The sequence below is a fragment of the Sphingomonas aurea genome (assembly GCF_030678875.1).
Lineage (GTDB): Bacteria > Pseudomonadota > Alphaproteobacteria > Sphingomonadales > Sphingomonadaceae > Sphingomonas > Sphingomonas aurea.
The window spans coordinates 18910-40074 of the sequence record NZ_JAUUDS010000005.1 but is presented as its reverse complement, the minus strand read 5'-3'; the positions used below and the strand labels follow the sequence as shown (position 1 = coordinate 40074).

Genomic DNA, 21165 nt, shown 5'->3' with positions numbered 1-21165 from the left:
GGATGCCCGGAAAGGCCGCGCGCTTAAACAACGGTGTGGCCCACGTCAACCGCAAGTCGATGCAACGGGTCGGTGCGAGCGGCGTTGTTACGCCAGCGAATCGCTTCAGCAATGAAAAAGGAACGGACATGCGCGCGCTTCTGGTCATCCTCGCCCTGGTCGTGCTGGTCGCGGCGGCGGCGATGCATTTCGGCTTCCTGTCGATCGACCAGACCCGGCCCGGGGTGGTGCAGGCCCCCGCCTTCCAGGCCGATGTCGCGCGGGTGTCGGTCGGCACCGAGAACAAGACGGTCGCCGTGCCGACGCTGCAGGTCGAGCGCCCGGCGAACGCCCAGGGCACGAACTGAGCTTTACGGCTGCGCGCCGCAGGGGCATCGCGGGACGGTGATCCCGCTGCCCCTGCCCATGCGCCACGCGCTCGACGCCGCTGCCGCCGCGGGCCGGGCTGGCGAGGTGCCGGTGGGCGCGGTGGTGATGCGGGGCGCCCGGGTGCTGGCGGTCGCCGGCAACGCGCCGCGCACCCTGCACGATCCGACCGCCCATGCCGAGATGCTGGCGATCCGCGCGGCCGCCGCGGCGTTGGGGGCGGAGCGGCTGGAGGATTGCGACCTCTACGTCACGCTGGAGCCGTGCGCCATGTGCGCAGGCGCGATCGCGCACGCGCGCATTCGGCGCCTGTTCTACGGCGCCAGCGATCCCAAGGGGGGCGGGGTGGAACACGGCGCGCGCGTCTTCGCGCAGCCGACCTGCCACCATCGGCCTGAGGTGTACCCGGCGATCGGCGAGGGAGAGGCGGGGGCCTTGCTGCGCGACTTCTTCGCGGCGCGGCGATAGGGGTACCCGCAGCATTCCGCCCTGTCCGTCATCCCCGCCTGCGCGGGGATGACGGGAGTGGGGTAACTCCTACCCCCGAACGTCGTTCTGCGTGACCGGCACGATCTTCACCTCGACCCGGCGGTTGGCGGCGCGGCCGTCCTCGGTGTCGTTGGAGGCGATCGGCTGGGTTTTGCCATAGCCGCGGGTGCCGATGCGCGCAGTCTGGACGCCGTGCCCCGCCAGATAGTCGGCGACCGCCGTCGCACGGCGTTCGGACAGCGCCTGGTTGTACGCGTCGCTGCCGGTCGAATCGGTGTGGCCGTACACGTCGATATAGGTCTGGTTATATTCGGACAGCGTCGCGGCGACCTGGTCGAGCGTGCGCTGGAACTGCGGCTGCACCGCCGCGCTGTCATAGGCGAAGGTGATGCCCGACGGGATATTGAGCACCAGATCGTCGCCACGGCGGATCACCTGGACGTCGGTGCCGGCGGTACGGGCGCGCAGGTCGCGCTCCTGCTTGTCCATGTAAGCGCCGATGCCCGCCCCGGCGAGGCCGCCGATCCCGGCGCCGACGATCTTCTCGGTCCGGTCGCGCCGCCCGCCGACGACGTCGCCGAGCAGATAGCCGCCCAGCGCCCCGCCGATGCCGCCGATCGCGGCCTTGGAGATGCGGCGCTGCCCCGTCTCGGGATCGGTGGTGCAGCCCGACGCGGCGAGCGTGGTCGCGGCCAGCGCGGCGATGAGGAGGCGGTTCGGCATGACATTCCCTTTCGTCTGACCGGAACAACCCGGCAGGGCGGCTCCTGTTCCGGCAGCGTATCGACTGGCGGAGCCGAACAGGAGCAGATGGAAGTTGTGGCGCGGCGCATTTGCCGCCATTAGGAGGGGGCACGCCAATGGCACCGCTCCCTCCCTTTCCCTGGATCGACGTCGCGATCATCCTGGCGCTGGTCGCGCTGAACGGCGTCTTCGCGATGAGCGAGTTGGCCGTCGTCTCGTCGCGCAAGGCGCGGCTGGAGGCGATGGCGCGCAGCGGCCGGCGCGGCGCGCGCGCGGCGCTGGAACTGGGGGCGGATCCCGGCAAGTTCCTGTCGACCGTGCAGATCGGCATCACCCTGATCGGCATCCTGGCCGGCGCCTATTCGGGCGCCAGCCTGGGCACGCCGACCGCGGCACGGCTGCAAGCCGCGGGCGTGCCGGCGGACACCGCCGAGACGCTAGGTTTCGTGCTGGTGATCGGCTTGACCACCTATGCCTCGCTGATCGTCGGCGAGCTGGTGCCCAAGCAGTTCGCGCTGCGCGCGCCGGAGACGGTCGCCTCGTTCGTCGCCGGGCCGATGCGCCGGCTGGCGTGGCTGACCGCGCCGATCGTATGGGTACTCGATTCGTCCAGCGCGCTGATCTTCCACCTGCTCCGCCTCGACCGCGAGAACGAGGAGCAGGTGACCGCCGAGGAATTGCAGCTGATCGTCGCCGAAGCGTCGAAATCGGGTGTGATCGAGGAGCATGAGCGCTCGATCATCTCGGGCGTGGTGCGGCTGGCCGACCGGCCGGTGCGCGAGATCATGACGCCGCGGACCGAGGTCGACTGGCTCGACTGTCGCGCGGGCGAGGACGAGATCCGCGCCAAGCTGGCGGCGACGCAGCACACCCGGCTGCCGGTCGGCGACGGCTCGATCGACAGCGTCGCCGGCGTGGTGCAGGCGCGCGACATCGCCGCGGCGCTGCTGCGCGGCGAACCGCTCCACCTGCCCGCGCTGATGCGCAAGGCGCCGGTGGTGATCGACCGCATCGACGCGCCCGACGCGCTCCTGGCACTACGCGGGGCGGAGGTGCCGATGGCGCTGATCCACGACGAGTACGGCCATTTCGAAGGGATCGTGACCCCGGCCGACCTGCTGGCGGCGATCGGCGGTGCCTTCGCCTCCGACGCCGACCCGGACGAGGCGCCCGACGTGGTGACCCGCGACGACGGATCGCTGCTGGTCGCGGGCACCATGCCGGCCGATGGCCTTGCCGAGCGGCTGGGCATCGACCTGCCCGAGGACCGCGACTATGCCACCGTCGCCGGACTGGCGCTGGCCGTGCTCCGCCGGCTGCCGCAGGAAGGCGAGAGCTTCATCGAGCAGGGCTGGAAGTTCGAGATCGTCGACCTCGACGGCCGCCGCATCGACAAGCTGCTGGTGAGCGTGGTCTGATCCAGGCGGGACGGTCGTTTGTGCTGCCCGCTGCTTTCCCTTTACCCCGTGTCGATCAGGCCGTTTCAGGATGATGCAATCGGGAACAGGTTTCGGGAAAGCGCAGGTCGCAGGCGTCCATCGTGCTATTAGCGCAGGAGGCTTCTCGTAACTGGTTCGCTTTTGGAAGCGATCCGTACTCCCCAGCGCAGACCGATCGTGGCAATGACGGCCACCGATCGGAGGTGGCAATGACATTCACGATAGAACCCATAGGCCATGTTCGAGGCGGCCGCGCCGATCCCGTCGATGACGATTGGGGAAGCAGCCGGACCACGATCGAGCTGGACGCGACGCAGGTCGGGGCCGACGCGCTGGCGGGGTTGGATGCGTTCAGCCACGTCGAGATCATCTTCCTGTTCGATCGTGTGCCCGAAGAGAAGATCGAGCGCGGCGCACGTCACCCGAGAGGCCGTGAAGATTGGCCGCTCACCGGCATCTTTGCGCAACGGGGCAAGAACCGTCCCAATCGGCTCGGCGTGACCGTCTGCCGCGTGCTGAGCGTGGAAGGTTCGCGGCTGAGCGTCGAGGGGCTGGACGCCATCGACGGAACGCCCGTGGTCGACATCAAGCCGGTGATGCGCGAGTTCCTGCCTCGCGGCGAGGTTCGCCAGCCCGAGTGGGTGTCCGAGCTGATGGCTGCTTACTGGTAGCTGGCATCCTGATATTCGATCCCCGCGCGATGGCTTTTCCGTAACGATTACCGTGCCATAAGCGACGTGATGCCGGATGCCGGAGGATTTGATGGCTGATGTGGTCGGCGCAATGCTCGTGCGAAACGGTGAGATCCTGCTTGGATTAAGGGCCGCACACAAATCATTTGCCGGTGACTGGGACATCATCGGGGGGCACATCGAAAGCGGGGAGACGGCATGGTCGGCTCTTCGCCGCGAGTTGATTGAGGAGATTGGGGTAGAATGTGTCGCTGGCGATCACCTTGGCACTCTGAACATCGGTAGCGATCCGTCCGTCCTGCACGTCTATTCCGTGTCATCGTGGGAAGGAGAAGCATCGCTTCGAAACGACGAGCATACGGAGATTCGATGGTTCAGATTGGATGACGCCGAGCGCCTTCCGAACCTCGCCACCCCGCTCTACCGAGCAATGTTTGCATCGTTATGCTGCCGATCGTAGCCGTTACGGCACTTTCCCAATATTCGATCCCTATTATGAAGGCCAATTTAGTTGTATCCGCATCCACACTGATTGGACGCCAAGAAAACCTCACTTTTCCTTGACCGTCACACGCACTGCCTTTTCACTCCAGCCCACATAAGACCATCGGTAACTATTGTGGCCGGTACTCTGTAGAATTGTCAGATTTCCTCCAAAAGTATCTGGCGCAGGAAGATATGAGATGCCAATCACCGGCTTGGCAGATTCTAAGATGGAAAATTGCGGAACGGTATCGCCGAGTCTGTAAGCCGCAATCATGGAGTAGCCGTCTCGAAAGCGCCAAACACCAACCTGCCAGTTTTCGACAGAAATCGAGGCCGATGCAATGAACTTGGCGTTCTTCATTGCTGGGCCAACAGGAACCTCAGGCCGCTCTGTCGTGGTGCCGACAGCTACGATAGTGCCGCCGACCGGTCGAATCACGCGACCATCAGACAGCAGGCCATTGTTGCTACCGCCGATAAGCGAGACAGAGCAGCCTTTAATGGGCCAGTCGACATCAGTACTGTTTAGCGGATCAAGCCCTTCTGTAAGGGGCTTAATGCCCATTGCAGCGAAAGACGCTGACCGTCTCAGAGCCACTGTTGCTGCGTCGGGCACCGATCCTTTAGGATAGTCCGGCCATGTGGAGCGATTAACGCTTTGAACGTGAGCAGCCGCGACGATCTTCTGGGTCGAGCAAATCTCAGTAGATGTGAGCGGCGAAGCAAGGGTGACTAGCGGTAGCATGGCTTAACCCAATACCTGATGGATTCCCAATATTCGATCCTGTCTGGGAAAATTCGAGCGGTAGCGCAGACACGCAAACGTCCCGATCGACCATCCCCGTTCCCGCCGCCCCCGCAATCGGGTACACCGCCCGTGATGCTCCTTGCCATCCTCCTGTCCGCGCTGGCGATGACCGTGATCGTCGGGGTCCGCTATCTCCTCGTGTCCGGCGCATTCGCAGCGGCGACGCGGTGGCGGTATCCGGGCTTGTACGGTGGGCTCGATCCGCAGATCCGGCGCGAGGTGCTGTGGAGCCTGGCGTCCGCGGCGATCTATGGCGTGCCGGCGGGCGTGCTGGCGTGGGGATGGCAGAACCGCGGCTGGACGCGCGTCTATAGCGACGTGCACGCGTACCCAATCTGGTGGCTACCGGTGTCGGTGCTGGTCTATCTGCTGGCACACGACACCTGGTTCTACTGGACGCATCGTTGGATGCACTGGCCGCGGCCATTCCGCCTCGCCCACGCCGTCCACCATGCCAGCCGGCCGCCGACCGCGTGGGCGGCGATGGCGTTCCATCCGATCGAGGCGCTGAGCGGGGCTGTGGCAATTCCGCTACTGGTTCTGCTGATTCCGATCCATGTCGGCGCACTGGGCTTCGTGCTGGCGGTGATGACGGTTATGGGGGTGACCAATCACATGGGATGGGAGATTTTCCCCCGGTTCATGTGGGCCGGGCCATTGGGGGGCTGGCTGATTACCGCGAGCCATCACCAGCGGCATCATGAGCAGTACGGGTGCAACTATGGCCTATATTTCCGCCACTGGGATCGGCTCTGCGGCACCGACCGCGGCATCGGCGATTTCGCGCGCAGCCATGAACGCGCCCGGGCCCGCGCGGCGCATCGCGGCGGTGGCAACGCTGGGCGCGGCGATGCTGGCGACGCTAGGCGGCGCGGCGCCGATCGGGCGGCTTGACGTCGCGGTCGACCGGATGCGCTCGTCGAAAGGCATGATCCGCGTCTGCCTGACCGCCGACCCCGCCAACTTCCCGGCCTGTGTCGACGACGCCGACGCGGTGACCCGCTCGGTGCCGGCCAGCACCCGCACCGTCCATTTCACCGGGCTCCCCTATGGCGGCTATGCGGTGGCGGTGATCCATGACGAGAACGGCAATTCCAGGCTCGACACCTTTGCCGGCATCCCGCGCGAGGGGTTCGGTTTCTCGCGCAATCCGGTGGTGCGGTTCGGGCCGCCGCGCTTCTCCGCGGCCCGTTTCCAGCTGGCGAGTGATGCGGAAACGCAACAGGTGAACATGCGCTACATCTTCTGACCGGTCGCTGCGGGAGCCAAAGCCGCGCAGCAGGCGTTGCGCGGCCGTAACTGTTCCGGAGTACCAGCCTGTGCGTTCCTTTTTCCTGGCCACCGCCATCGCCGCCGCGGTCGTCACGCTGCCGTCGTCCGCGCTGGCACAGGGGCAGACCCCGCCGACCAGCCCGCCGGGCGATCCCGCGCCCGACACCGGCGGCAACCGCATCACAGTGGGCGTCGGCGTCGCCAGCCTGCCCGATTACGAGGGTTCGTCGGACAACCAGTTCATCCCCGGCGCGATCGCGGTGGGAACGGTCGGCGGCTTCGACTTCTTCACCCGCGGCACCCAGCTCTATGTCGATCTGGTACCAGATGCCCCCGGGCCGGGGATCAAGTACGAGGCGGGGGTGATCGGCGGCGTGCGGCTGGACCGGACGAACAGGGTCGACAATCTTCAGGTCCGCGCACTGGGCGAGATCGACACCGCGTACGAGGTCGGCGGCTTCGTCGGCATCGGCAAGACCGGGGTCATCACCAGCGACTACGACACGCTGACCGCGCGCGTCGGCGTGGTGCAGGACGTGTCGAAAACCTATCGCAGCTACGTCGTCACGCCGCAGATCAACTATACGACGCCGCTGTCCTATACCACGCTGGTGTCGCTGGGCGCGTCGGCGGACTATGTCGGCAAGGGCTATGGCCGGACCTATTTCAGCGTCACGGGGCCGCAGTCGCTGGCGAGCGGCCTGCGTGCCTATGATGCGGCCGATGCCGGGTGGAAGCGGTTCAACCTGTCCTTCTTCGCGGTCCAGAGCCTGTCGGGCGACCTGCGCCGCGGCCTGGGGGTCGGTGCGGGCGTCCTCTACGGCAAGATGCTCGGCCGCTACAAGCGCAGCCCTATCGTCGAGGACGTGGGCGATGCCGACCAGTGGTCGTTCGCCGCGGGGCTGACCTACACGTTCTGAGCGCGATCACGCCCCCACCTCGTCCGAAAGGCTGGGTGGGGAGCAACCCCGGCATATTGATCGATTTTATTTTCCGCACCCCGCGTCCATTTGCATCGGCCCGTCGTTCCTTCCCCCGATGTCGCGTTCCCACCCTCTTCGGGCGGTGCGCGGCGATAACGCCGCCGGCACATCCCGAGCCGTCGGTTCACGAGGGGATCAGTGATGGCCGACAGCGTGCAATTGATCGAAGCACTGGATAGCCGCGTCCAGCGACGCGAGGAGCGTCGCGAATTCTTCAAGGCCGCCTTTGGTATGGGCGCGCTCGCCGTCGGCGGCGCCGCCGCGATGAGCTTCTCGACCAAGGCCGGCGCCCAGTCGACCAACATCGACGTCGACGTGCTGAACTTCGCCCTGAACCTGGAATATCTCGAGGCGCAGTTCTACGCCTATGCCGCCACCGGTGCGGGGCTGTCGTCCAGCCTGCTGACCGGCACCGGCCGTCAGGGCACCGTCATTACCGGCAACAGCCCGCACCAGGCGCGACAGGTGCAGTTCACCGATCCCGCCGTCCGCGCCTATGCGCAGGAGATCGCCGCCGACGAGATCGCGCACGTCACCTTCCTGCGCAGCTCGGGCGCGCTCGGCACCTCCGCCGTCTCGATGCCGACGATCAACATCTCGGGCGATGCCAGCGGGCCGTTCACCGCCGCCGCCTCGGCCGCCGGCGTGCCGCTGTCGTCGGACGGGGTGTTCGACCCCTATGCCAGCGACGAGAATTTCCTGCTCGGCGCGTACATCTTCGAGGATGTCGGCGTGACCGCGTACAAGGGCGCCTCGCCGCTCATCACCAACAAGACCTTCCTGCAGGCGGCGGCCGGCATCCTGGCGGTCGAGGCGTATCACGCCGCGATCGTGCGGACGACGCTCTATGCCAAGGGTATCCAGACGCCCGCGCTCATCACCGCGGCGCAGAGCATTTCGAACGCGCGCGACACGCTCGATGGCACCGGTTCGGCGGCGCTGGGCGTGGTCGACCGCTCGGCCGGCCGCAACAGCGGTGGCGATCTGGACCAGGGCATCACGCCGACCACCGTATCGGGTCAGACGGTGTCCAACATCGTCCCGCTCGACGCCAACGGCATCGCATACAGCCGTACGGCGGGCCAGGTGCTGAACATCGTCTATCTCAACCTGACGACGGCAGCGACGACGATGGGCGGGTTCTTCCCGAACGGCGTCAACGGCAACATCAACGCCAGCATCGGCACCGCATGACCGGGGCCTCCCCCGTCAGCCTATCGGATCAACGATTTTCCTCCAGGGAGGACCTGTCATGAGCGAAGAACGATTCATTCTCGACGTCATCGACGAAGCCACCGCCAAGCGTCAGTCCGACCGCCGCCGCTTCATGCGGATGGCCGGCGGTGCGGCGGTCGCGGCCGGCGGCCTGTCGATGCTGGCCGCCTGTGGTGACGGCGACGAGGATACGCCCCCCGTCGTCACGCCGACCCCGACCCCGTCCGCCGTTACCGAGGCGGACGTGCTGAACTTCGCGCTCCAGCTCGAATATCTGGAGGCGAATTTCTACAGCTACGCCGCGTTCGGGACCGGCATCGACTCGGCGATCCAGGCCGGCGTCGGCACGCAAGGCTCGGTCCAGCTGCCCTCCACCACCGCGGGCCGTCCGCGCCAGGTGCAGTTCACCGATCCGATCGTCGCGCAGTACGCCCGTGAGATCGCGTATGACGAAATCGCCCACGTCAAGTTCCTGCGCACCGCGCTGGGATCGGCGGCGACCGCGCAGCCTGCGCTGAACCTGTCGGGCGATTCGAGCGGGGCCTTCACGGCCGCGGCGCGTGCGGCGGGTGTGGTCGGCAGCAGCGGGACGTTCGATCCTTATGCCGACGACAACAGCTTCCTGCTGGGCGCGTACCTGTTCGAGGATGTCGGGGTGACCGCCTATATGGGCGGCGTGCAGCTGCTCTCGACCCCGGCCTATATCGAGGCGGCGGCGGGCATCCATGCGGCCGAAGCCTATCACGCCGGGCTGGTCCGCACCGTGCTGTACCGCAAGGGCCTGTCGACCGCGTCGCTGTTCACCGCGACCGGCCAGATCTCCGACGCGCGCGACGCGCTGGACGGGACGTCGAACACCGGTCTGCTCAACCAGGGCGGCGACCGCGACCAGAACATCATCGGCTCGTCGTCGACGGTGGCGAACATCGTGCCGACCGATGCGAACGGCATCGCCTTCGTCCGGTCGCCGCAGCAGGTGCTGAACATCGTGTACCTGAACGCGACCTCCACCAATGGCGGCGGCTTCTATCCGGCCGGTGTCAACGGGAACGTCCGCAGCTCCTGACCCCTCCAGGGCTGTATCGGATGGAAGGGCCCGCATGGCGACATGCGGGCCCTTTTCGTTTGTGAGTGGCGCGGCGTGCGCCTATGCTGGACCCATCCCCGGGGGAGCGTTGATGCACGCTTGAGAGGAAGGCAGCAGCCTTCGACCCGCTGAACCTGATCCGGTTGACACCGGCGGAGGGAGTGGAGGCACAAAGCCAGTCCGGGGGACTGGCGACTGCCGACACGGCCTCCGGTACTCGTAGGAGATCCTGATGGCCGACATTCCCGCCCGCACCGAGATCCCCCTCGCGGGCAGCGCCATCGGCGTCACCACCGGCCCGATCCGCGGATCGAAGAAGGTCCATGTCGGCCCGCTGAACGTCGCGATGCGCGAGATCCACCTCGACCCGTCATCCGGCGAGCCGCCGCTTCGCGTCTACGACACGTCCGGCCCCTATACCGATCCGGAGGCGCGGATCGACATCATGGCCGGCCTGCCCCAGCTGCGCCGCCAGTGGATCGAGGCGCGCGGCGACGTCGAGTCCTATGACGCGCGCGAGATCCGGCCGGAGGACAATGGCCAGCTCGGCCCCGACCGGTCCGGCGGCGTCCCGCAATTCCCGCGCCTCATCAAGCGCCCCCTGCGCGCGAAGGCGGGCCAGAACGTCAGCCAGATGCACTATGCCCGCCGCGGCATCGTCACGCCCGAGATGGAATATGTCGCCACCCGCGAGAATCTGGGGCGGCAGATGCTGAAGGAGTATGTCCGCGACGGCGAGAGCTTCGGCGCGGCGATCCCAGACTATGTCACGCCGGAGTTCGTCCGCGACGAGGTGGCGCGCGGCCGCGCGATCATCCCCAACAACATCAACCACCCCGAATCCGAGCCGATGGCGATCGGCCGCAACTTCCTGGTCAAGATCAACGCCAATATCGGCAACTCCGCGGTCGCCAGCAACGTCGCGAGCGAGGTCGACAAGCTGGTCTGGTCGATCCGGTGGGGCGCCGACACGGTCATGGACCTGTCGACGGGGCGCAACATCCACGACACGCGTGAGTGGATTATCCGCAACTCGCCGGTGCCGATCGGCACCGTCCCCATCTATCAGGCGCTGGAAAAGGTCGGCGGCATCGCCGAGGACCTGACCTGGGAGATTTTCCGCGACACGCTGATAGAGCAGGCCGAGCAGGGGGTGGATTACTTCACCATCCATGCCGGCGTCCGCCTGCCCTACATCCCGATGACCGCCAAGCGCGTGACCGGCATCGTGTCGCGCGGCGGCAGCATCATGGCGAAATGGTGCCTGGCGCATCACAAGGAATCGTTCCTCTACGAGCGGTTCGACGAGATCACCGAGATCATGAAGGCGTACGACATCGCCTATTCGCTGGGCGACGGCCTGCGCCCCGGCAGCATCGCCGACGCCAATGACGAGGCGCAGTTCAGCGAGCTGTACACGCTCGGCGAGCTGACCCACCGCGCCTGGGCGCAGGACGTGCAGGTGATGATCGAGGGCCCCGGCCATGTGCCGATGCACAAGATCAAGGAGAATATGGACAAGCAGCTGCAGGTCTGCGGCGAGGCGCCCTTCTACACGCTCGGGCCGCTGACGACCGACATCGCGCCGGGGTACGACCATATCACCAGCGGCATCGGTGCGGCGATGATCGGCTGGTACGGCACGGCGATGCTCTGCTACGTCACGCCCAAGGAGCATCTCGGCCTGCCCGACCGCGACGACGTGAAGGTTGGCGTCGTCACCTACAAGCTGGCCGCCCACGCCGCCGACCTGGCGAAGGGCCACCCCGCCGCCAAGCTCCGCGACGATGCGCTGAGCCGCGCCCGCTTCGAGTTCCGCTGGCGCGACCAGTTCAACCTGTCGCTCGATCCCGACACGGCGGAATCCTACCACGACCAGACCTTGCCGGCGGAGGGTGCCAAGACGGCGCATTTCTGCTCGATGTGCGGACCCAAGTTCTGCTCGATGAAGATCACGCAGGAAGTGCGCGAGTTTGCCGCGAAGCAGAATGCGCCGGTGGAGACGTTCGTCGCGGCCGAGGATGCCGAAGCCGGGATGGCCGGGATGAGCGAGCGTTTCCGCGAGCGGGGAAGCGAGGTATATATCTCCAATCCGGGTTGACTCTCGAGTGATAGGGGATTCTCAGCGAGTCGCTTCGGGCGTATACCCGCCTCGTTAACGCGAGGCAGAATATGCAAAACCGATCCCATGCCGTCATGTCTCAGCGTGTTGAGCCAATCGACAGCACCGATAATTTTCCTACACCGCCATGGGCAACGCGTGCGCTAATCGAGCATGTCATACGACCGGATAACGTCCGTGGCTTGACGTGTCTTGAGCCGGCGTGCGGACAGGGGCACATGGTTAAGCCGCTCAGCGAATACTTTGCTAGCGTTAAATATGCTGACGCATTTGACTACGGCTACGGTCCAGTCCGCGATTTTTTATCTTATCCTTATGAAACAAATGCAGCGGATTGGGTAATAACAAATCCTCCTTTTAGGCTTGCAGAAGAATTTATTCTTCGGTCATTTGACGTAGCTCGACATGGAGTGGCCATGTTGGTGCGGACCGTTTTTCTTGAAAGCGTTGGTCGATATAACAGATTGTTCTTAAATGACCCTCCTTCTGTGTTTGCTCAGTTTGTTGAACGTGTTCCGATGGTGAAGGGGCGACTGGACCAAAAGGCTACTACAGCCACGGGATATGCGTGGCTTATATGGGAGCATCAAAAGCGAGATGCATCCAAGTTGGCGTGGATTCCGCCTTGTCGACGCCAGCTGGAGCGGCTTAGTGACTATAGCGATGACCAGCCGGCTCTATTCTGATTCGTAGGAGGGGTAATGCCAAAAAACTCTAAAGGTATACCCGCGTTGCGTGATCGACTCCGCGCTCTTGCAGCAGAGCATGGAATCGATGAACTTAACGAAATCGCTGACCAGATGTATAGGCGATCTCATACTCGAAGGGCGTCAACTCGCAGTCCGAAGCTAACGCCGGAGCTAGCAAAAAAGATTCGTGACTATGCTGCTGCCCACCCCGATGATCATCTGCAAGACATTGCAGAGCACTTCGGTGTTAATCATGGACGAGTCTCGGAAGCCCTCAATAACGAGATATAACTGTTCGCTGCGGCGCGATCAATAATGATACCGACACTGCGCCACATCCAGTACCTGCTCGGCGCCGCTGCCTGCCACCCTCATACACTAGCCGGTGCTCTTGGCTAATCCGTCTGGACCACCAGCCTGACAGGTTGCCACCCAGCGGCTCGGGCTTGCCGGTGCCCTTGAACGGGTGGCGGCGGCATTCCTCGATCAGGGCGTTGAGCTTGGCGAACAGCTTGGCGTCGTGGGTCTGCAGGGCGAGATATTCCGCCCCTGACTGCGACGGGAGCGGATATTCACGGCTAGATCGACTCGTGAACCTCACCCTTGCCTGCATCCATCCCCGCGATGCTGTCCAGCAGCCGCCTCGCATTGGCGGGTGAACGCAGCAGATAAAGCGTCTCCTTGATCGACACCCACTCACTCGCCGAGATCAGCACCGCGCCTTCGCCGCGCTCGAGCGTGATCGCCAGCGGCGCGCGGTCGGCGACGACCCTGTCGATCATCGCATCCAAATTCTCGCGCGCCTCGGAACAGCTGACGGCCTGCATGCGCCAGAGATGGACAGCATCCCGCCGGTGTAAAGAACCGCTCCCACCCCTGATGGATGCCCCCGCGCCACACCGCCCGCCCGAACGCTCCCCACCCCTGTCCTACACCCCCCGCTTCATGGTTCCCTCGCGCCATGACACGTCGCACCCCCGCTTCGCCGCGCGCGCCGATGGCCGCGTTTCCCCCTGTTGCCGTGCGCGCCCGCTATGATGGCTGGACCGCCGACCGCCAGGCCGACTTCATCACCGCGCTCGCCGCCACCGCTAATGTCGAGGCGGCGGCGCGCTGCGTCGGCATGGGAACCTCCTCCGCCTATGAGCTGCGCGCCCGTCCGGACGCCGCACCGTTCCGGCGCGCGTGGCAGATCGCGCTCGATTACGGCATCCACCGGCTGGCGGAGGCGGCGTTAGATCGGGCGCTCAACGGCACCGTCACGCCCGTCTTCTACAAAGGCGAGCAGGTCGGCGAGCGGCGTCGCCATGACGAGCGGCTCGCGATGTTCCTGCTCAGGATGCGCGATCCCGAGCGGTTCGGCAGCTGGCGCGAGGGGCGGATGCCGGTGCCCGACCATGACAACCCGGCGCTGCGGCTCTCGCTCGCGACGCTGGAGCTTCGGGCCGAGCGGGCGGCGCCCGGCGCGGGGATCGCCAGGCTGCTCGCCGACCCGCCGCTTCTGTCGAAGGAGGATGAGCGCCTCTACGGCATCGTCCACGCCGAGGCGACGGTCAGGGCTGCCCGCCATGACGGCACCCTGCCACCGGACGGGCAGGACGATGGCGACGATCCGTCGGAACCGGACACGGGAGGGGGGATGTAGTGTCCGGTTCCGCGATTTCGGCCCGCTCAGGCTGCCGGCAGCGCCCAGTCGATCGTGCCGCGGCCTTGGCTTTCCAGAAAGGCGTTGGCGCGGCTGAACGGGCGGCTGCCAAACCAGCCGGTATGCGCCGACAGCGGCGAGGGGTGGGGCGCCTTCAGCACCAGGTGCCGCCCGCCGCGCGCGACGTCCTGCACGAACGCCGCCTTTTTCTGGGCGTAGCTGCCCCAGAGCAGGAACACGATCGGGTCCTCGCGCGCCGCCACCAGCCGGATGACCGCATCGGTGAATCGCTCCCACCCGCGCGCGCGGTGCGCGGCGGCGCGGCCTTCCTCGACGGTCAGCACGCTGTTGAGGAGCAGCACCCCCTGCCGTGCCCAATGTTCGAGAAAGCCGTGCGCGACCGGCGCGATGCCGCAGTCGCTCGCCAGCTCCTTGTAGATGTTGACCAGGCTGGGCGGCGGCTTCACGCCGGGGCGGACCGAGAAGCACAGGCCGTGCGCCTGGCCGGCGCCGTGATAGGGGTCCTGCCCAAGGATAACTACGCGCACCGCGGGCAGCGGCGTCAGCTCCAGCGCGCGGAACCAGTCGGCGGACTGGGGGAAGATGCGTTTCCCCGCCGCCTTCTCCGCCGTCAGGAACTCGCGCAGCGCGGCCATGTAGTCGGCAGCGAACTCGCCCCGGAGCGGTTCGAGCCAGCTGGGATCGAGGTGCGGGTCGGCCATACGCGTGGCCCTATCGCGTGGGGGCGGGGGCGGGCAATCCGTGTCGTACCGGATTGACGGCGTGCCGATTGGTGCCTGCTCTCAGCCGACATGCCGTCATCCCCGCGCAGGCGGGGATCCAGACGGGCTGACCTTCGCGGCTGGGGTCGCAGCGTCAGCGTCCATGGATCCCCGCCTGCGCGGGGATGACGCAGAGGGGCGGCGGGGTGTCGCTCAGAACAGCCCCGGCACCTCGCGCTGCGCCGTGGTTGGCCGTTCCGGGGTCAGAAGCTCGCGCCGGCCGGTGCTGCGCGCGCTCTGCGCCGTCGCGTCGGTCGACGCGATCGGCGTGCAGGTCCGCCCCGCCAGGAAGTCGAGCGCCGCCCTGGTCGACGCCTCGCGCGGGTCGCCCAGCGGATAGGTGGTGTCGTCGCTCGCGCGGCAGCTCGCCTCCACCCGGGTGGCGAGGCCGTCATAATAGTCGCCCTGCCGTGCCGCATTCTGGGTGGCGAAGGCGATCACCCGCAGCCGGTCGTCGCACGCCGACTTGTCGAGCGCGATCTGGCCGACCGGCTTGCCATAGGTGTTGCTGCCGATCAGCGCGGCGCTGGTGTGCAGATAGGGGGTGAAGGCGTTGATGAGCAGCTCGCTGGCCGAAGCGGTGCCGCCCGTGCCGATGAACGCGATCCGCGTCGGCGCGATCGACTGCGACTGGGGCGAGAAGAAGCGGGTCTTGTTGTTCGACGCCTTCTCCGGGCGGAAAGCCGTGTAGCTGAACACGTCGCTGGTGCTGCGATTGCCGCCGAGCAGGTCGCCCATCAGCTCCGCCGTGTTGACCAGCCCGCCGCCATTGTAGCGCAGGTCGATGATGACCTGCGTGATCCCCGCCGCGCGGAAATTGGCAAAGGCGGTGCGCAGTGCCGGATCGGCGGTCGAGATGAAGGTGCGCAGGTTCAGATAGCCGATCTGCTGCCCGCCATCGGTCAGCGTCTGCACGCCGTACCGCGACGAGATCGGGCTGAGCGAATAGTCGGTCTTGCTCACCGTCACCTCGCGGGTGCCGGCACGGTCGGCGATGCGCAGGACACGCGTGGTGCCCGCGGTGGAAGGCCCGAGCGCGTCGGTCACGGCAGAGGCGCCGCCCATGGCCATCAGGTCGGCGACGGTGCGCAGGGCGGCGCTGCTGGTGCCGATCGCCAGGATCTCGGTGCCGCGATCGATCCCCGCGGCCAGCGCCGGCGCATTCTCGAACGCCTCGGCGACGAAGACGCGGTTGGCGGCGGTGTCATAGGACAGGCGCACGCCGAAACCGGCGCTGGCGCCCGAGTCGTAGAAGGCGTTCTCCTCGGCGATCGAGGTGACATAGGTGAAGTACCGGTCCTTGCGCTGGCTGCGCGCGGTCGCGGTCAGCGCGTCGACATAATCCTTCACGGTCGAGTAGCCGGTCGGGTCGAGCGTGGCGGGCAGCGTATCGGGAAACAGATACCATTCGCGCAGCTGCGCCGCCGCCCAGTTCTGCCGATCGAGCAGCGAGCAGCCGGTACTCGCGGTCGGGGTCGGCGTGGCCGAAGTCCCGGGCGTCAGGCTGCCACCGGCTCCGCCGCCGCCATCGCTGCCACCGCATCCCGCCAGCAGCGCCGCTGCGCTGATCGCCGCAACCAACCTGTTGTTCATGAACGCAAAAACCTCTCCGGCCTGCCATAGCGCATCGCCGCGTGCCTGTCATCGGCCGAAGATGTGCTACGAAGCTGTCCGGACGGCCGCAACCGGGTGTCGGAACGCTCGTTGTCCGTCGCGAAGGAGATGACCCGATGATCCGCTACTGCGCCGCGTCCTTGCTTCTGCTGCCGCTGCTCGCCGGATGCGACCGCCAGCCGGTCCCCGCCGCCAACACCGCCGCTGCCGCCACCAACGAAGCCGCCGCGCCGGAGGAGGGCTATGCCGCCAAGATCCGCGCGCTGCCCGCCGGCCAGCGCGACGGCGTGTTCCTGCGCGCCGTCCGCGACAGCAAGGAGAGCTGCCAGGAAGTGACCAACGAGTATGAGATCAACCCGATGCAGGGCAAGGATTCCTGGGCGGTGACCTGCGACAAGACCAACCACTGGGTCATCGCGATCGACGGGGACGGCAACGCACAGGTGACGAAGGTGTCCGCCACGTCGCGCCTTCCGGCCAAGGGGAGCTGAGGCTTTCGCATACCCCTCGTCATCCCGGCGAACGCCGGGACCCATGGTTTCGATGTGGCCGATGGCAGCATGGCCACGTTGCCGACACCGTGTCCGTGGATCCCGGTGTCCGCCGGGATGACGAGGAGGTGTGGTCCACCTCGGCTTCCGCTCACCGCTCCAGCGCGTTCATCCCGGCATGGATCGCCGCCTCCGCCACCCGGCGCGGCAGGCCCGGCGGGATGACGTCGCCGAAGCGCAGCGTCACGACGCCCGGCCGCTTCAGTCCGCGCCGTGGCCATAGCAGGCCGATATCGGTGGCGATCGGCACAGTCGGCATCGCCAATATCCGGTAGAGCCCGGCGAAACCCGGTTTCAGCGGCGGCTGCTCGCCCGGCGCGACGCGCGTGCCCTCGGGAAAGATCAGGATCGAGCGGCCCTCCAGCCGTGCCGCCTCCGCCTCGCGCATCATGCCGCGCATCGCCGCGCCGGCCGCCTCTCGGTCGACCACGATTGCGCCGTAGCACCGCGCCGACCAGCCCCAGACCGGAATGTTCGCCAGCTCGCGCTTCAGCACCATCGCCGGGCCGCCCAGCCGGCATTGCAGCTCCAGCGTTTCCCACATCGACTGGTGCTTGGCGGCGTAGAAGACGGGGGTCGTCGGCTGCACCCCCTCCACCTTCACCCGAATGCCGAGCAGGTGGCGCACCGCCCAGCGATGGACCAGCGTCCAGGCGGTGGCGTGGCGCACGATCGCGCGGCGCCCGAACAGCGCGCTGATCGGCGCGGTCGCCACGATCGGCACCGACAGGCCCCAGAACACGATCGAAAACGCGATGTTGCGCAGCAGGACCATCATCCCCCCCAACCGATCCACAGGGCGATGCGGCGCAGCACCAGCTTGTTGTATTCGTTGACCAATGTGGCGAGGCGGGCATTGCCCGGCACCCCATCGCCCAGCACCACCACGCGCGGGCCCAGCGCCGCGCTCAATTCCATCCGCGCCCGCGGCAGGTGCCAGTCCGACGTCACCAGCCGCACGGTGGTATAGCGATGCTCGCGCACCCAGCGCGCGGTTTCCTCGGCATTGGAGCGGGTATCGACCGCGTCGGCGCCCAGGTCGATGCAGCAGGCGAACAGGGCCTCCGGCGCGCGGTACGTCCGCGCCAGGTCGCGCGGGCGGACGCCGGGGCCGACGCCCGTCACCAGCATCCGCTTGGCCTGATGCTCCTGCAGCAGCGCGATGCCGCGATCGATCCGGCCCGCGCCGCCGGTCGGCACCACGATCGCGTCGGTCGTCGTTCCCTCCAGCGGGCGCGGCAGCAGCAGCATGAACGCCGCGAACCCCAGGGACCAGCCGATCACCAGCGTCGAGAGCAGGCGCAGCATCTATAGCACCCGGCGCAGCGCGCGCGTCACCGCCAGCCGCGCGGCGATCATCGCCAGCAGGATGAAGACCAGCGGCACCGCCGCCAGTGCCGCCCACTCGCCCGCGCCCAGCAGCACGCCGCTCGCCAGTTCCGACCTGAGCGCTGCGACCCGTATCCCGATCACCGCCGCCACGGCCGCCGCCGCCGCGCCGCCGACCATGCCGCCCAGCATCGCGTCAAGCGCGATGCGCCGCTGGAACAGCCGCGCCAGCTGCCGGTCGGTCGAGCCCAGCATGTGCATCACCTCGATCGTCGCGCGGTGCGCGTCGAGCCCGGCACGCGCCGCCAGCACCACCACCGCGGCGGTCGCCGCCGCCAGCATCGCGACCAGCGCCAGCGCGACCAGCGCCAGGGTCTGGAGCAGGCCGCTGACCGGGGACATCCAGCCCTGCTGCCGATCGACCCGCACCGCCGGCGCCACCCCGCGCGCCACCTCCGCGACCCGCGCCGCCACCGCGTCGTCGGCCGATGCCAGGTCGACGTCGATCAGCGCCGGCACGGGCAGGGCGGCGTCCGTCGCCTCGGTTCCCAGCCAGGGTTGGAGCAGCCGCGCGATTTCCTCGGGGTCCACCGGCGTCGCGCGCGCGACGCCCGGCGTGGCGCGCAGCACTGCCAGCACCCGCGCCGCCAGCCGGTCGCGGCGAACCGCTTCGCCCTCGACCACCTGCACGGTCAGCCGGCCGGACAATTGCCGCTCCAGCTGGCGCCCGGCGGACAGCGTGCCCAGCCCCATCGCGGTCGCCAGCACGGTTAGGAACACCAGGATCGCCAGCACCGCGGTCATCGCGCGGCGCCCGCGCGACCCCTCCAGCAGCGGCGCCGCACCCCTGTTCCATGCCAGCCACCTCATGACCGCAACGCCGGCGGATAGCGCAGGATGCCGGTCGGATCGAGCAGCCGACCGCCGTCCAGCTGCATCATCCGCGCCGTCGGCACCCGCGTCAGCAGGTGCAGGTCGTGGGTGGCGACGACGACGGTGGTGCCAAGGTTACCCAGCGACCCGAACAGGTGCATCAGCCGGTCGGCCATGTCGGGGTCGACGTTTCCGGTCGGCTCGTCGGCGACCAGGATCTCGGGCCGGTTGATGACCGCACGGGCGATCGCCACCCGCTGCTGCTCGCCGCCCGACAGCGTCGCGGGGCGCGCATCGGCGCGCTCGGCCAGCCCGACCCAGGCCAGCATCTCGCGCACCGCCGTCTCGATCTCGTCCATCGGCAGGCCGGCGATGCGCAAGGGAAGGGCGACGTTCTGCGCCGCGGTCAGGTGCGGGACGAGCCGGAAATCCTGGAACACCACGCCGATGCGGCGGCGAAAGCCCGGCAGGCGCTGGCGCGGCAGCACCACCGCGTCCTCGCCGAACAGGCGGATGATGCCGCGACTGGGCCGCTGCGCCAGATAGATCAGCTTCAGGAGCGACGTCTTGCCCGCGCCGCTCGACCCGGTCAGGAAATAGAAGGTGCCGCTCTGCAACGAGAAACTGACGTCACTCAGCATTTCCGGTCCCGAGCCGTAGCGCAGGCCGACATTCTCGAACTGCACGATCGTGGTCATCGGTGGCGGTGCCTTCGCACGCCGGGCGCGGCGCATCAAGCCGCGCGCTAGATACTTGCCACGTCCCGCCGGTGCGTGGCACATCGTTCCGAGGCCAGCTCCGGCCGACCGGCGAAGCGGGCATCCCGACCCATGATCCTCGAATGTCCCGAATGCCGCACCCGCTACCTGGTTCCCGACAGCGCGATCGGGGCAGAGGGGCGCACCGTGCGCTGCGCCAATTGCCGCCACAGCTGGTTCCAGGAACCGGCGATCCTCGACCTGTCGCGTCCCGTCGCGCCGCCGCCGCCCGCACCGCCTCCTCCTCCGTCTCCTCCGTCTCCACCACCTCCGTCCGAGCCGCGTTACGACGCGGAGGACGAGGAGCGCGCGCTTGCGGTGGAGCCGGAGACGGCAGCGGAGCCGGTCGCCGCGCCGCTGCCGCCGGTCGCACAGCCCGTCGCCCCGTCGCCTGCGCAGACGATGCCGATACCCGCGCCGGCCCGGGTCACACCGGGCTATGCGGCGATGGACGCCTATGGCAGCGACTATGACGCCTTCGCGCACCGCCCGCCGTTCAAGGCGCGGCGCAATCCCGCCAAGCGCTGGACCGCGCTCGCCTTCGCCGCCGGCATCCTGATGATGCTGGGGGTGGCGGCGATCATCTGGTCGGGCGCGCCGGGCCTCGCCTCGCGCTTTGGCCTGTCGCTGGGCGCGGCGGAAAGTCCGCTGCGGCTGCGCGACAACCCGATCGAGCGGCGCGAGCTGGAGAATGGCTCCGAACTCTTCGCGGTCAGCGGCCAGGTCACCAATCCCTCCTCGACCCGCCAGCGCGTGCCCGACATCCGCGCCGAGCTGCGCGATGCGCAGGGACGGCTGGTCTATAGCTGGACGATCACGCCCGAGCGTCGCACGCTGGCCCCCGGCGCCGCGATCGACTTCAACTCCGCCAAGCTTGATGTGCCGTCCAATTCCAAGCGGCTGGAGCTGAGCTTCGCCGGCGAGGGCGGCTGATAACGCTTCTGCAGGGCAGCCAACGACAAACAACCCGTTGCAGCCCCTGCGCGACCCTGCTAGGGGCGCTCGCCTACCGGCCGCCGGGTCCTTCGGCGGTAGGCACGTGCGGCCGTGGCGGAATTGGTAGACGCGCAACGTTGAGGTCGTTGTGGGCGAAAGCCCGTGGAAGTTCGAGTCTTCTCGGCCGCACCACATTCCCGTTCGATCCGTTGAGAACGAAGCTGGAACACAGCCCGCGGCCAGCGGCTGGTTTCGGCTTGACTAGTTGGAAAATGTTGCTCAGAT

At 67.4% G+C, this 21165-nt stretch carries 25 protein-coding genes, 1 tRNA gene and 1 riboswitch; of the genes, 16 read left to right on the top strand and 10 right to left on the bottom strand.

Annotation, left to right across the window (positions count from 1 at the left end; all coding sequences use genetic code 11):
- Positions 1–128 precede the first annotated feature (128 nt).
- Together Q5H91_RS10800 and Q5H91_RS10795 are read left to right on the top strand one after the other, a co-directional pair.
- A complete protein-coding gene (locus tag Q5H91_RS10800; protein WP_305173414.1) occupies positions 129–347 on the top strand; it encodes a hypothetical protein in 219 nt (72 codons plus the stop codon).
- Positions 348–405: 58 nt separating this feature from the next.
- Entirely contained in the window at positions 406–834 is a 429-nt protein-coding gene (locus Q5H91_RS10795) for a nucleoside deaminase (protein ID WP_305173573.1), read from the top strand.
- A gap of 69 nt (positions 835–903) precedes the next feature.
- Here the strand turns inward: Q5H91_RS10795 and Q5H91_RS10790 are convergent, their stop codons facing one another.
- A complete protein-coding gene (locus tag Q5H91_RS10790; RefSeq protein WP_305173413.1) occupies positions 904–1578 on the bottom strand; it encodes a YiaD family glycine zipper/OmpA-like lipoprotein in 675 nt (224 codons plus the stop codon).
- A gap of 137 nt (positions 1579–1715) precedes the next feature.
- On the opposite strand from Q5H91_RS10790, the gene Q5H91_RS10785 reads away from it, so the two are divergent.
- The 3 genes from Q5H91_RS10785 (at position 1716) to Q5H91_RS10775 (ending at position 4190) form a co-directional block, all read left to right on the top strand.
- Positions 1716–3017 (top strand): hemolysin family protein, encoded by a 1302-nt coding sequence (locus tag Q5H91_RS10785; protein ID WP_305173412.1) that lies wholly within the window; start codon positions 1716–1718, stop codon positions 3015–3017.
- 122 nt (positions 3018–3139) lie between these two features.
- The gene (locus tag Q5H91_RS10780) at positions 3140–3709 is read left to right on the top strand and encodes an SAM-dependent methyltransferase (protein WP_305173411.1); all 570 of its coding nucleotides are present in this window, start codon (positions 3140–3142) and stop codon (positions 3707–3709) included.
- Between the two features lie 91 nt (positions 3710–3800).
- A complete protein-coding gene (locus Q5H91_RS10775; protein WP_305173410.1) occupies positions 3801–4190 on the top strand; it encodes an NUDIX domain-containing protein in 390 nt (129 codons plus the stop codon).
- 90 nt (positions 4191–4280) lie between these two features.
- Here the strand turns inward: Q5H91_RS10775 and Q5H91_RS10770 are convergent, their stop codons facing one another.
- On the bottom strand, positions 4281–4832 hold the full coding sequence (locus tag Q5H91_RS10770; RefSeq protein ID WP_305173409.1) for a hypothetical protein: 552 nt from the start codon (positions 4830–4832) through the stop codon (positions 4281–4283).
- A gap of 264 nt (positions 4833–5096) precedes the next feature.
- On the opposite strand from Q5H91_RS10770, the gene Q5H91_RS10765 reads away from it, so the two are divergent.
- From Q5H91_RS10765 to Q5H91_RS10735, 7 genes are all read left to right on the top strand, one after another.
- Positions 5097–5918 (top strand): sterol desaturase family protein, encoded by an 822-nt coding sequence (locus Q5H91_RS10765; protein WP_305173408.1) that lies wholly within the window; start codon positions 5097–5099, stop codon positions 5916–5918.
- Entirely contained in the window at positions 5875–6273 is a 399-nt protein-coding gene (locus Q5H91_RS10760) for a DUF2141 domain-containing protein (protein ID WP_305173407.1), read from the top strand. The genes Q5H91_RS10765 and Q5H91_RS10760 overlap by 44 nt, the downstream gene beginning before the upstream one ends.
- Positions 6274–6343: 70 nt before the next feature.
- Entirely contained in the window at positions 6344–7216 is an 873-nt protein-coding gene (locus tag Q5H91_RS10755) for a MipA/OmpV family protein (RefSeq protein ID WP_305173406.1), read from the top strand.
- Between the two features lie 204 nt (positions 7217–7420).
- Positions 7421–8473: a ferritin-like domain-containing protein gene (locus Q5H91_RS10750; RefSeq protein ID WP_305173405.1), complete on the top strand. Its 1053-nt coding sequence runs from the start codon at positions 7421–7423 to the stop codon at positions 8471–8473.
- 58 nt (positions 8474–8531) lie between these two features.
- A complete protein-coding gene (locus Q5H91_RS10745; protein ID WP_305173404.1) occupies positions 8532–9560 on the top strand; it encodes a ferritin-like domain-containing protein in 1029 nt (342 codons plus the stop codon).
- Between the two features lie 90 nt (positions 9561–9650).
- Positions 9651–9759, top strand: a riboswitch (TPP riboswitch).
- 54 nt (positions 9760–9813) lie between these two features.
- Positions 9814–11682, top strand: a complete 1869-nt coding sequence (gene thiC, locus Q5H91_RS10740) for a phosphomethylpyrimidine synthase ThiC (RefSeq protein ID WP_305173403.1) — start codon at positions 9814–9816, stop codon at positions 11680–11682.
- Positions 11683–11921: 239 nt separating this feature from the next.
- Entirely contained in the window at positions 11922–12389 is a 468-nt protein-coding gene (locus Q5H91_RS10735) for a hypothetical protein (RefSeq protein WP_305173402.1), read from the top strand.
- Positions 12390–12666: 277 nt separating this feature from the next.
- Here Q5H91_RS10735 and Q5H91_RS10730 read toward each other — a convergent pair whose 3' ends face one another.
- Complete coding sequence (locus Q5H91_RS10730; protein ID WP_305173401.1) at positions 12667–13005, bottom strand: Txe/YoeB family addiction module toxin; 339 nt, start codon at positions 13003–13005, stop codon at positions 12667–12669.
- The gene (locus tag Q5H91_RS10725; protein WP_305173400.1) at positions 12971–13219 is read right to left on the bottom strand and encodes a type II toxin-antitoxin system prevent-host-death family antitoxin; all 249 of its coding nucleotides are present in this window, start codon (positions 13217–13219) and stop codon (positions 12971–12973) included. The genes Q5H91_RS10730 and Q5H91_RS10725 overlap by 35 nt, the downstream gene beginning before the upstream one ends.
- 134 nt (positions 13220–13353) lie before the next feature.
- Here Q5H91_RS10725 and Q5H91_RS10720 point away from each other — a divergent pair, with 134 nt between their 5' ends.
- Positions 13354–14037 (top strand): hypothetical protein, encoded by a 684-nt coding sequence (locus Q5H91_RS10720; protein ID WP_305173399.1) that lies wholly within the window; start codon positions 13354–13356, stop codon positions 14035–14037.
- Positions 14038–14063: 26 nt separating this feature from the next.
- Here Q5H91_RS10720 and ung read toward each other — a convergent pair whose 3' ends face one another.
- Complete coding sequence (gene ung, locus Q5H91_RS10715; RefSeq protein WP_305173398.1) at positions 14064–14759, bottom strand: uracil-DNA glycosylase; 696 nt, start codon at positions 14757–14759, stop codon at positions 14064–14066.
- Positions 14760–14972: 213 nt separating this feature from the next.
- Entirely contained in the window at positions 14973–16412 is a 1440-nt protein-coding gene (locus Q5H91_RS10710) for a S41 family peptidase (protein ID WP_305173397.1), read from the bottom strand.
- A 137-nt stretch (positions 16413–16549) separates the two neighbouring features.
- Between Q5H91_RS10710 and Q5H91_RS10705 the strand changes: the two genes are divergently transcribed.
- Positions 16550–16924, top strand: coding sequence for a hypothetical protein (locus Q5H91_RS10705; RefSeq protein ID WP_305173396.1), 375 nt, complete (start codon positions 16550–16552; stop codon positions 16922–16924).
- A 151-nt stretch (positions 16925–17075) separates the two neighbouring features.
- Here Q5H91_RS10705 and Q5H91_RS10700 read toward each other — a convergent pair whose 3' ends face one another.
- Genes Q5H91_RS10700 through ftsE form a run of 4 tightly spaced genes read right to left on the bottom strand, consistent with a single transcriptional unit; the run spans position 17076 to position 19884 of the window.
- Positions 17076–17759, bottom strand: coding sequence for a lysophospholipid acyltransferase family protein (locus tag Q5H91_RS10700; RefSeq protein WP_305173572.1), 684 nt, complete (start codon positions 17757–17759; stop codon positions 17076–17078).
- Positions 17759–18292: a YdcF family protein gene (locus tag Q5H91_RS10695; protein ID WP_305173395.1), complete on the bottom strand. Its 534-nt coding sequence runs from the start codon at positions 18290–18292 to the stop codon at positions 17759–17761. The genes Q5H91_RS10700 and Q5H91_RS10695 overlap by 1 nt, the downstream gene beginning before the upstream one ends.
- Positions 18293–19183: a cell division protein FtsX gene (locus tag Q5H91_RS10690; protein ID WP_305173394.1), complete on the bottom strand. Its 891-nt coding sequence runs from the start codon at positions 19181–19183 to the stop codon at positions 18293–18295.
- Positions 19180–19884 (bottom strand): cell division ATP-binding protein FtsE, encoded by a 705-nt coding sequence (gene ftsE, locus Q5H91_RS10685; RefSeq protein WP_305173393.1) that lies wholly within the window; start codon positions 19882–19884, stop codon positions 19180–19182. Before ftsE ends, Q5H91_RS10690 begins: the two co-directional genes overlap by 4 nt.
- A 132-nt stretch (positions 19885–20016) precedes the next feature.
- On the opposite strand from ftsE, the gene Q5H91_RS10680 reads away from it, so the two are divergent.
- Both Q5H91_RS10680 and Q5H91_RS10675 read left to right on the top strand, forming a co-directional pair.
- Entirely contained in the window at positions 20017–20877 is an 861-nt protein-coding gene (locus Q5H91_RS10680) for an MJ0042-type zinc finger domain-containing protein (RefSeq protein WP_305173392.1), read from the top strand.
- 108 nt (positions 20878–20985) lie between these two features.
- Positions 20986–21072, top strand: a tRNA-Leu gene (locus Q5H91_RS10675).
- The last annotated feature ends 93 nt before the right edge of the window (positions 21073–21165 follow it).

Excerpts from the sequence above, each read along its gene's own strand:
- Q5H91_RS10800 (WP_305173414.1), top strand. The coding sequence starts at position 129 with ATGCGCGCGCTTCTGGTCATCCTCGCCCTGGTCGTGCTGGTCGCGGCG.
- Q5H91_RS10795 (WP_305173573.1), top strand. The coding sequence starts at position 406 with ATGCGCCACGCGCTCGACGCCGCTGCCGCCGCGGGCCGGGCTGGCGAG.
- Q5H91_RS10790 (WP_305173413.1), bottom strand. The coding sequence starts at position 1,578 with ATGCCGAACCGCCTCCTCATCGCCGCGCTGGCCGCGACCACGCTCGCC.
- Q5H91_RS10785 (WP_305173412.1), top strand. The coding sequence starts at position 1,716 with ATGGCACCGCTCCCTCCCTTTCCCTGGATCGACGTCGCGATCATCCTG.
- Q5H91_RS10775 (WP_305173410.1), top strand. The coding sequence starts at position 3,801 with ATGGCTGATGTGGTCGGCGCAATGCTCGTGCGAAACGGTGAGATCCTG.
- Q5H91_RS10765 (WP_305173408.1), top strand. The coding sequence starts at position 5,097 with ATGCTCCTTGCCATCCTCCTGTCCGCGCTGGCGATGACCGTGATCGTC.
- Q5H91_RS10760 (WP_305173407.1), top strand. The coding sequence starts at position 5,875 with ATGCTGGCGACGCTAGGCGGCGCGGCGCCGATCGGGCGGCTTGACGTC.
- Q5H91_RS10750 (WP_305173405.1), top strand. The coding sequence starts at position 7,421 with ATGGCCGACAGCGTGCAATTGATCGAAGCACTGGATAGCCGCGTCCAG.
- Q5H91_RS10745 (WP_305173404.1), top strand. The coding sequence starts at position 8,532 with ATGAGCGAAGAACGATTCATTCTCGACGTCATCGACGAAGCCACCGCC.
- thiC (WP_305173403.1), top strand. The coding sequence starts at position 9,814 with ATGGCCGACATTCCCGCCCGCACCGAGATCCCCCTCGCGGGCAGCGCC.
- Q5H91_RS10735 (WP_305173402.1), top strand. The coding sequence starts at position 11,922 with ATGGTTAAGCCGCTCAGCGAATACTTTGCTAGCGTTAAATATGCTGAC.
- Q5H91_RS10730 (WP_305173401.1), bottom strand. The coding sequence starts at position 13,005 with ATGCAGGCAAGGGTGAGGTTCACGAGTCGATCTAGCCGTGAATATCCG.
- Q5H91_RS10725 (WP_305173400.1), bottom strand. The coding sequence starts at position 13,219 with ATGCAGGCCGTCAGCTGTTCCGAGGCGCGCGAGAATTTGGATGCGATG.
- Q5H91_RS10720 (WP_305173399.1), top strand. The coding sequence starts at position 13,354 with ATGACACGTCGCACCCCCGCTTCGCCGCGCGCGCCGATGGCCGCGTTT.
- ung (WP_305173398.1), bottom strand. The coding sequence starts at position 14,759 with ATGGCCGACCCGCACCTCGATCCCAGCTGGCTCGAACCGCTCCGGGGC.
- Q5H91_RS10710 (WP_305173397.1), bottom strand. The coding sequence starts at position 16,412 with ATGAACAACAGGTTGGTTGCGGCGATCAGCGCAGCGGCGCTGCTGGCG.
- Q5H91_RS10705 (WP_305173396.1), top strand. The coding sequence starts at position 16,550 with ATGATCCGCTACTGCGCCGCGTCCTTGCTTCTGCTGCCGCTGCTCGCC.
- Q5H91_RS10700 (WP_305173572.1), bottom strand. The coding sequence starts at position 17,759 with ATGGTCCTGCTGCGCAACATCGCGTTTTCGATCGTGTTCTGGGGCCTG.
- Q5H91_RS10695 (WP_305173395.1), bottom strand. The coding sequence starts at position 18,292 with ATGCTGCGCCTGCTCTCGACGCTGGTGATCGGCTGGTCCCTGGGGTTC.
- Q5H91_RS10690 (WP_305173394.1), bottom strand. The coding sequence starts at position 19,183 with ATGAGGTGGCTGGCATGGAACAGGGGTGCGGCGCCGCTGCTGGAGGGG.
- ftsE (WP_305173393.1), bottom strand. The coding sequence starts at position 19,884 with ATGACCACGATCGTGCAGTTCGAGAATGTCGGCCTGCGCTACGGCTCG.
- Q5H91_RS10680 (WP_305173392.1), top strand. The coding sequence starts at position 20,017 with ATGATCCTCGAATGTCCCGAATGCCGCACCCGCTACCTGGTTCCCGAC.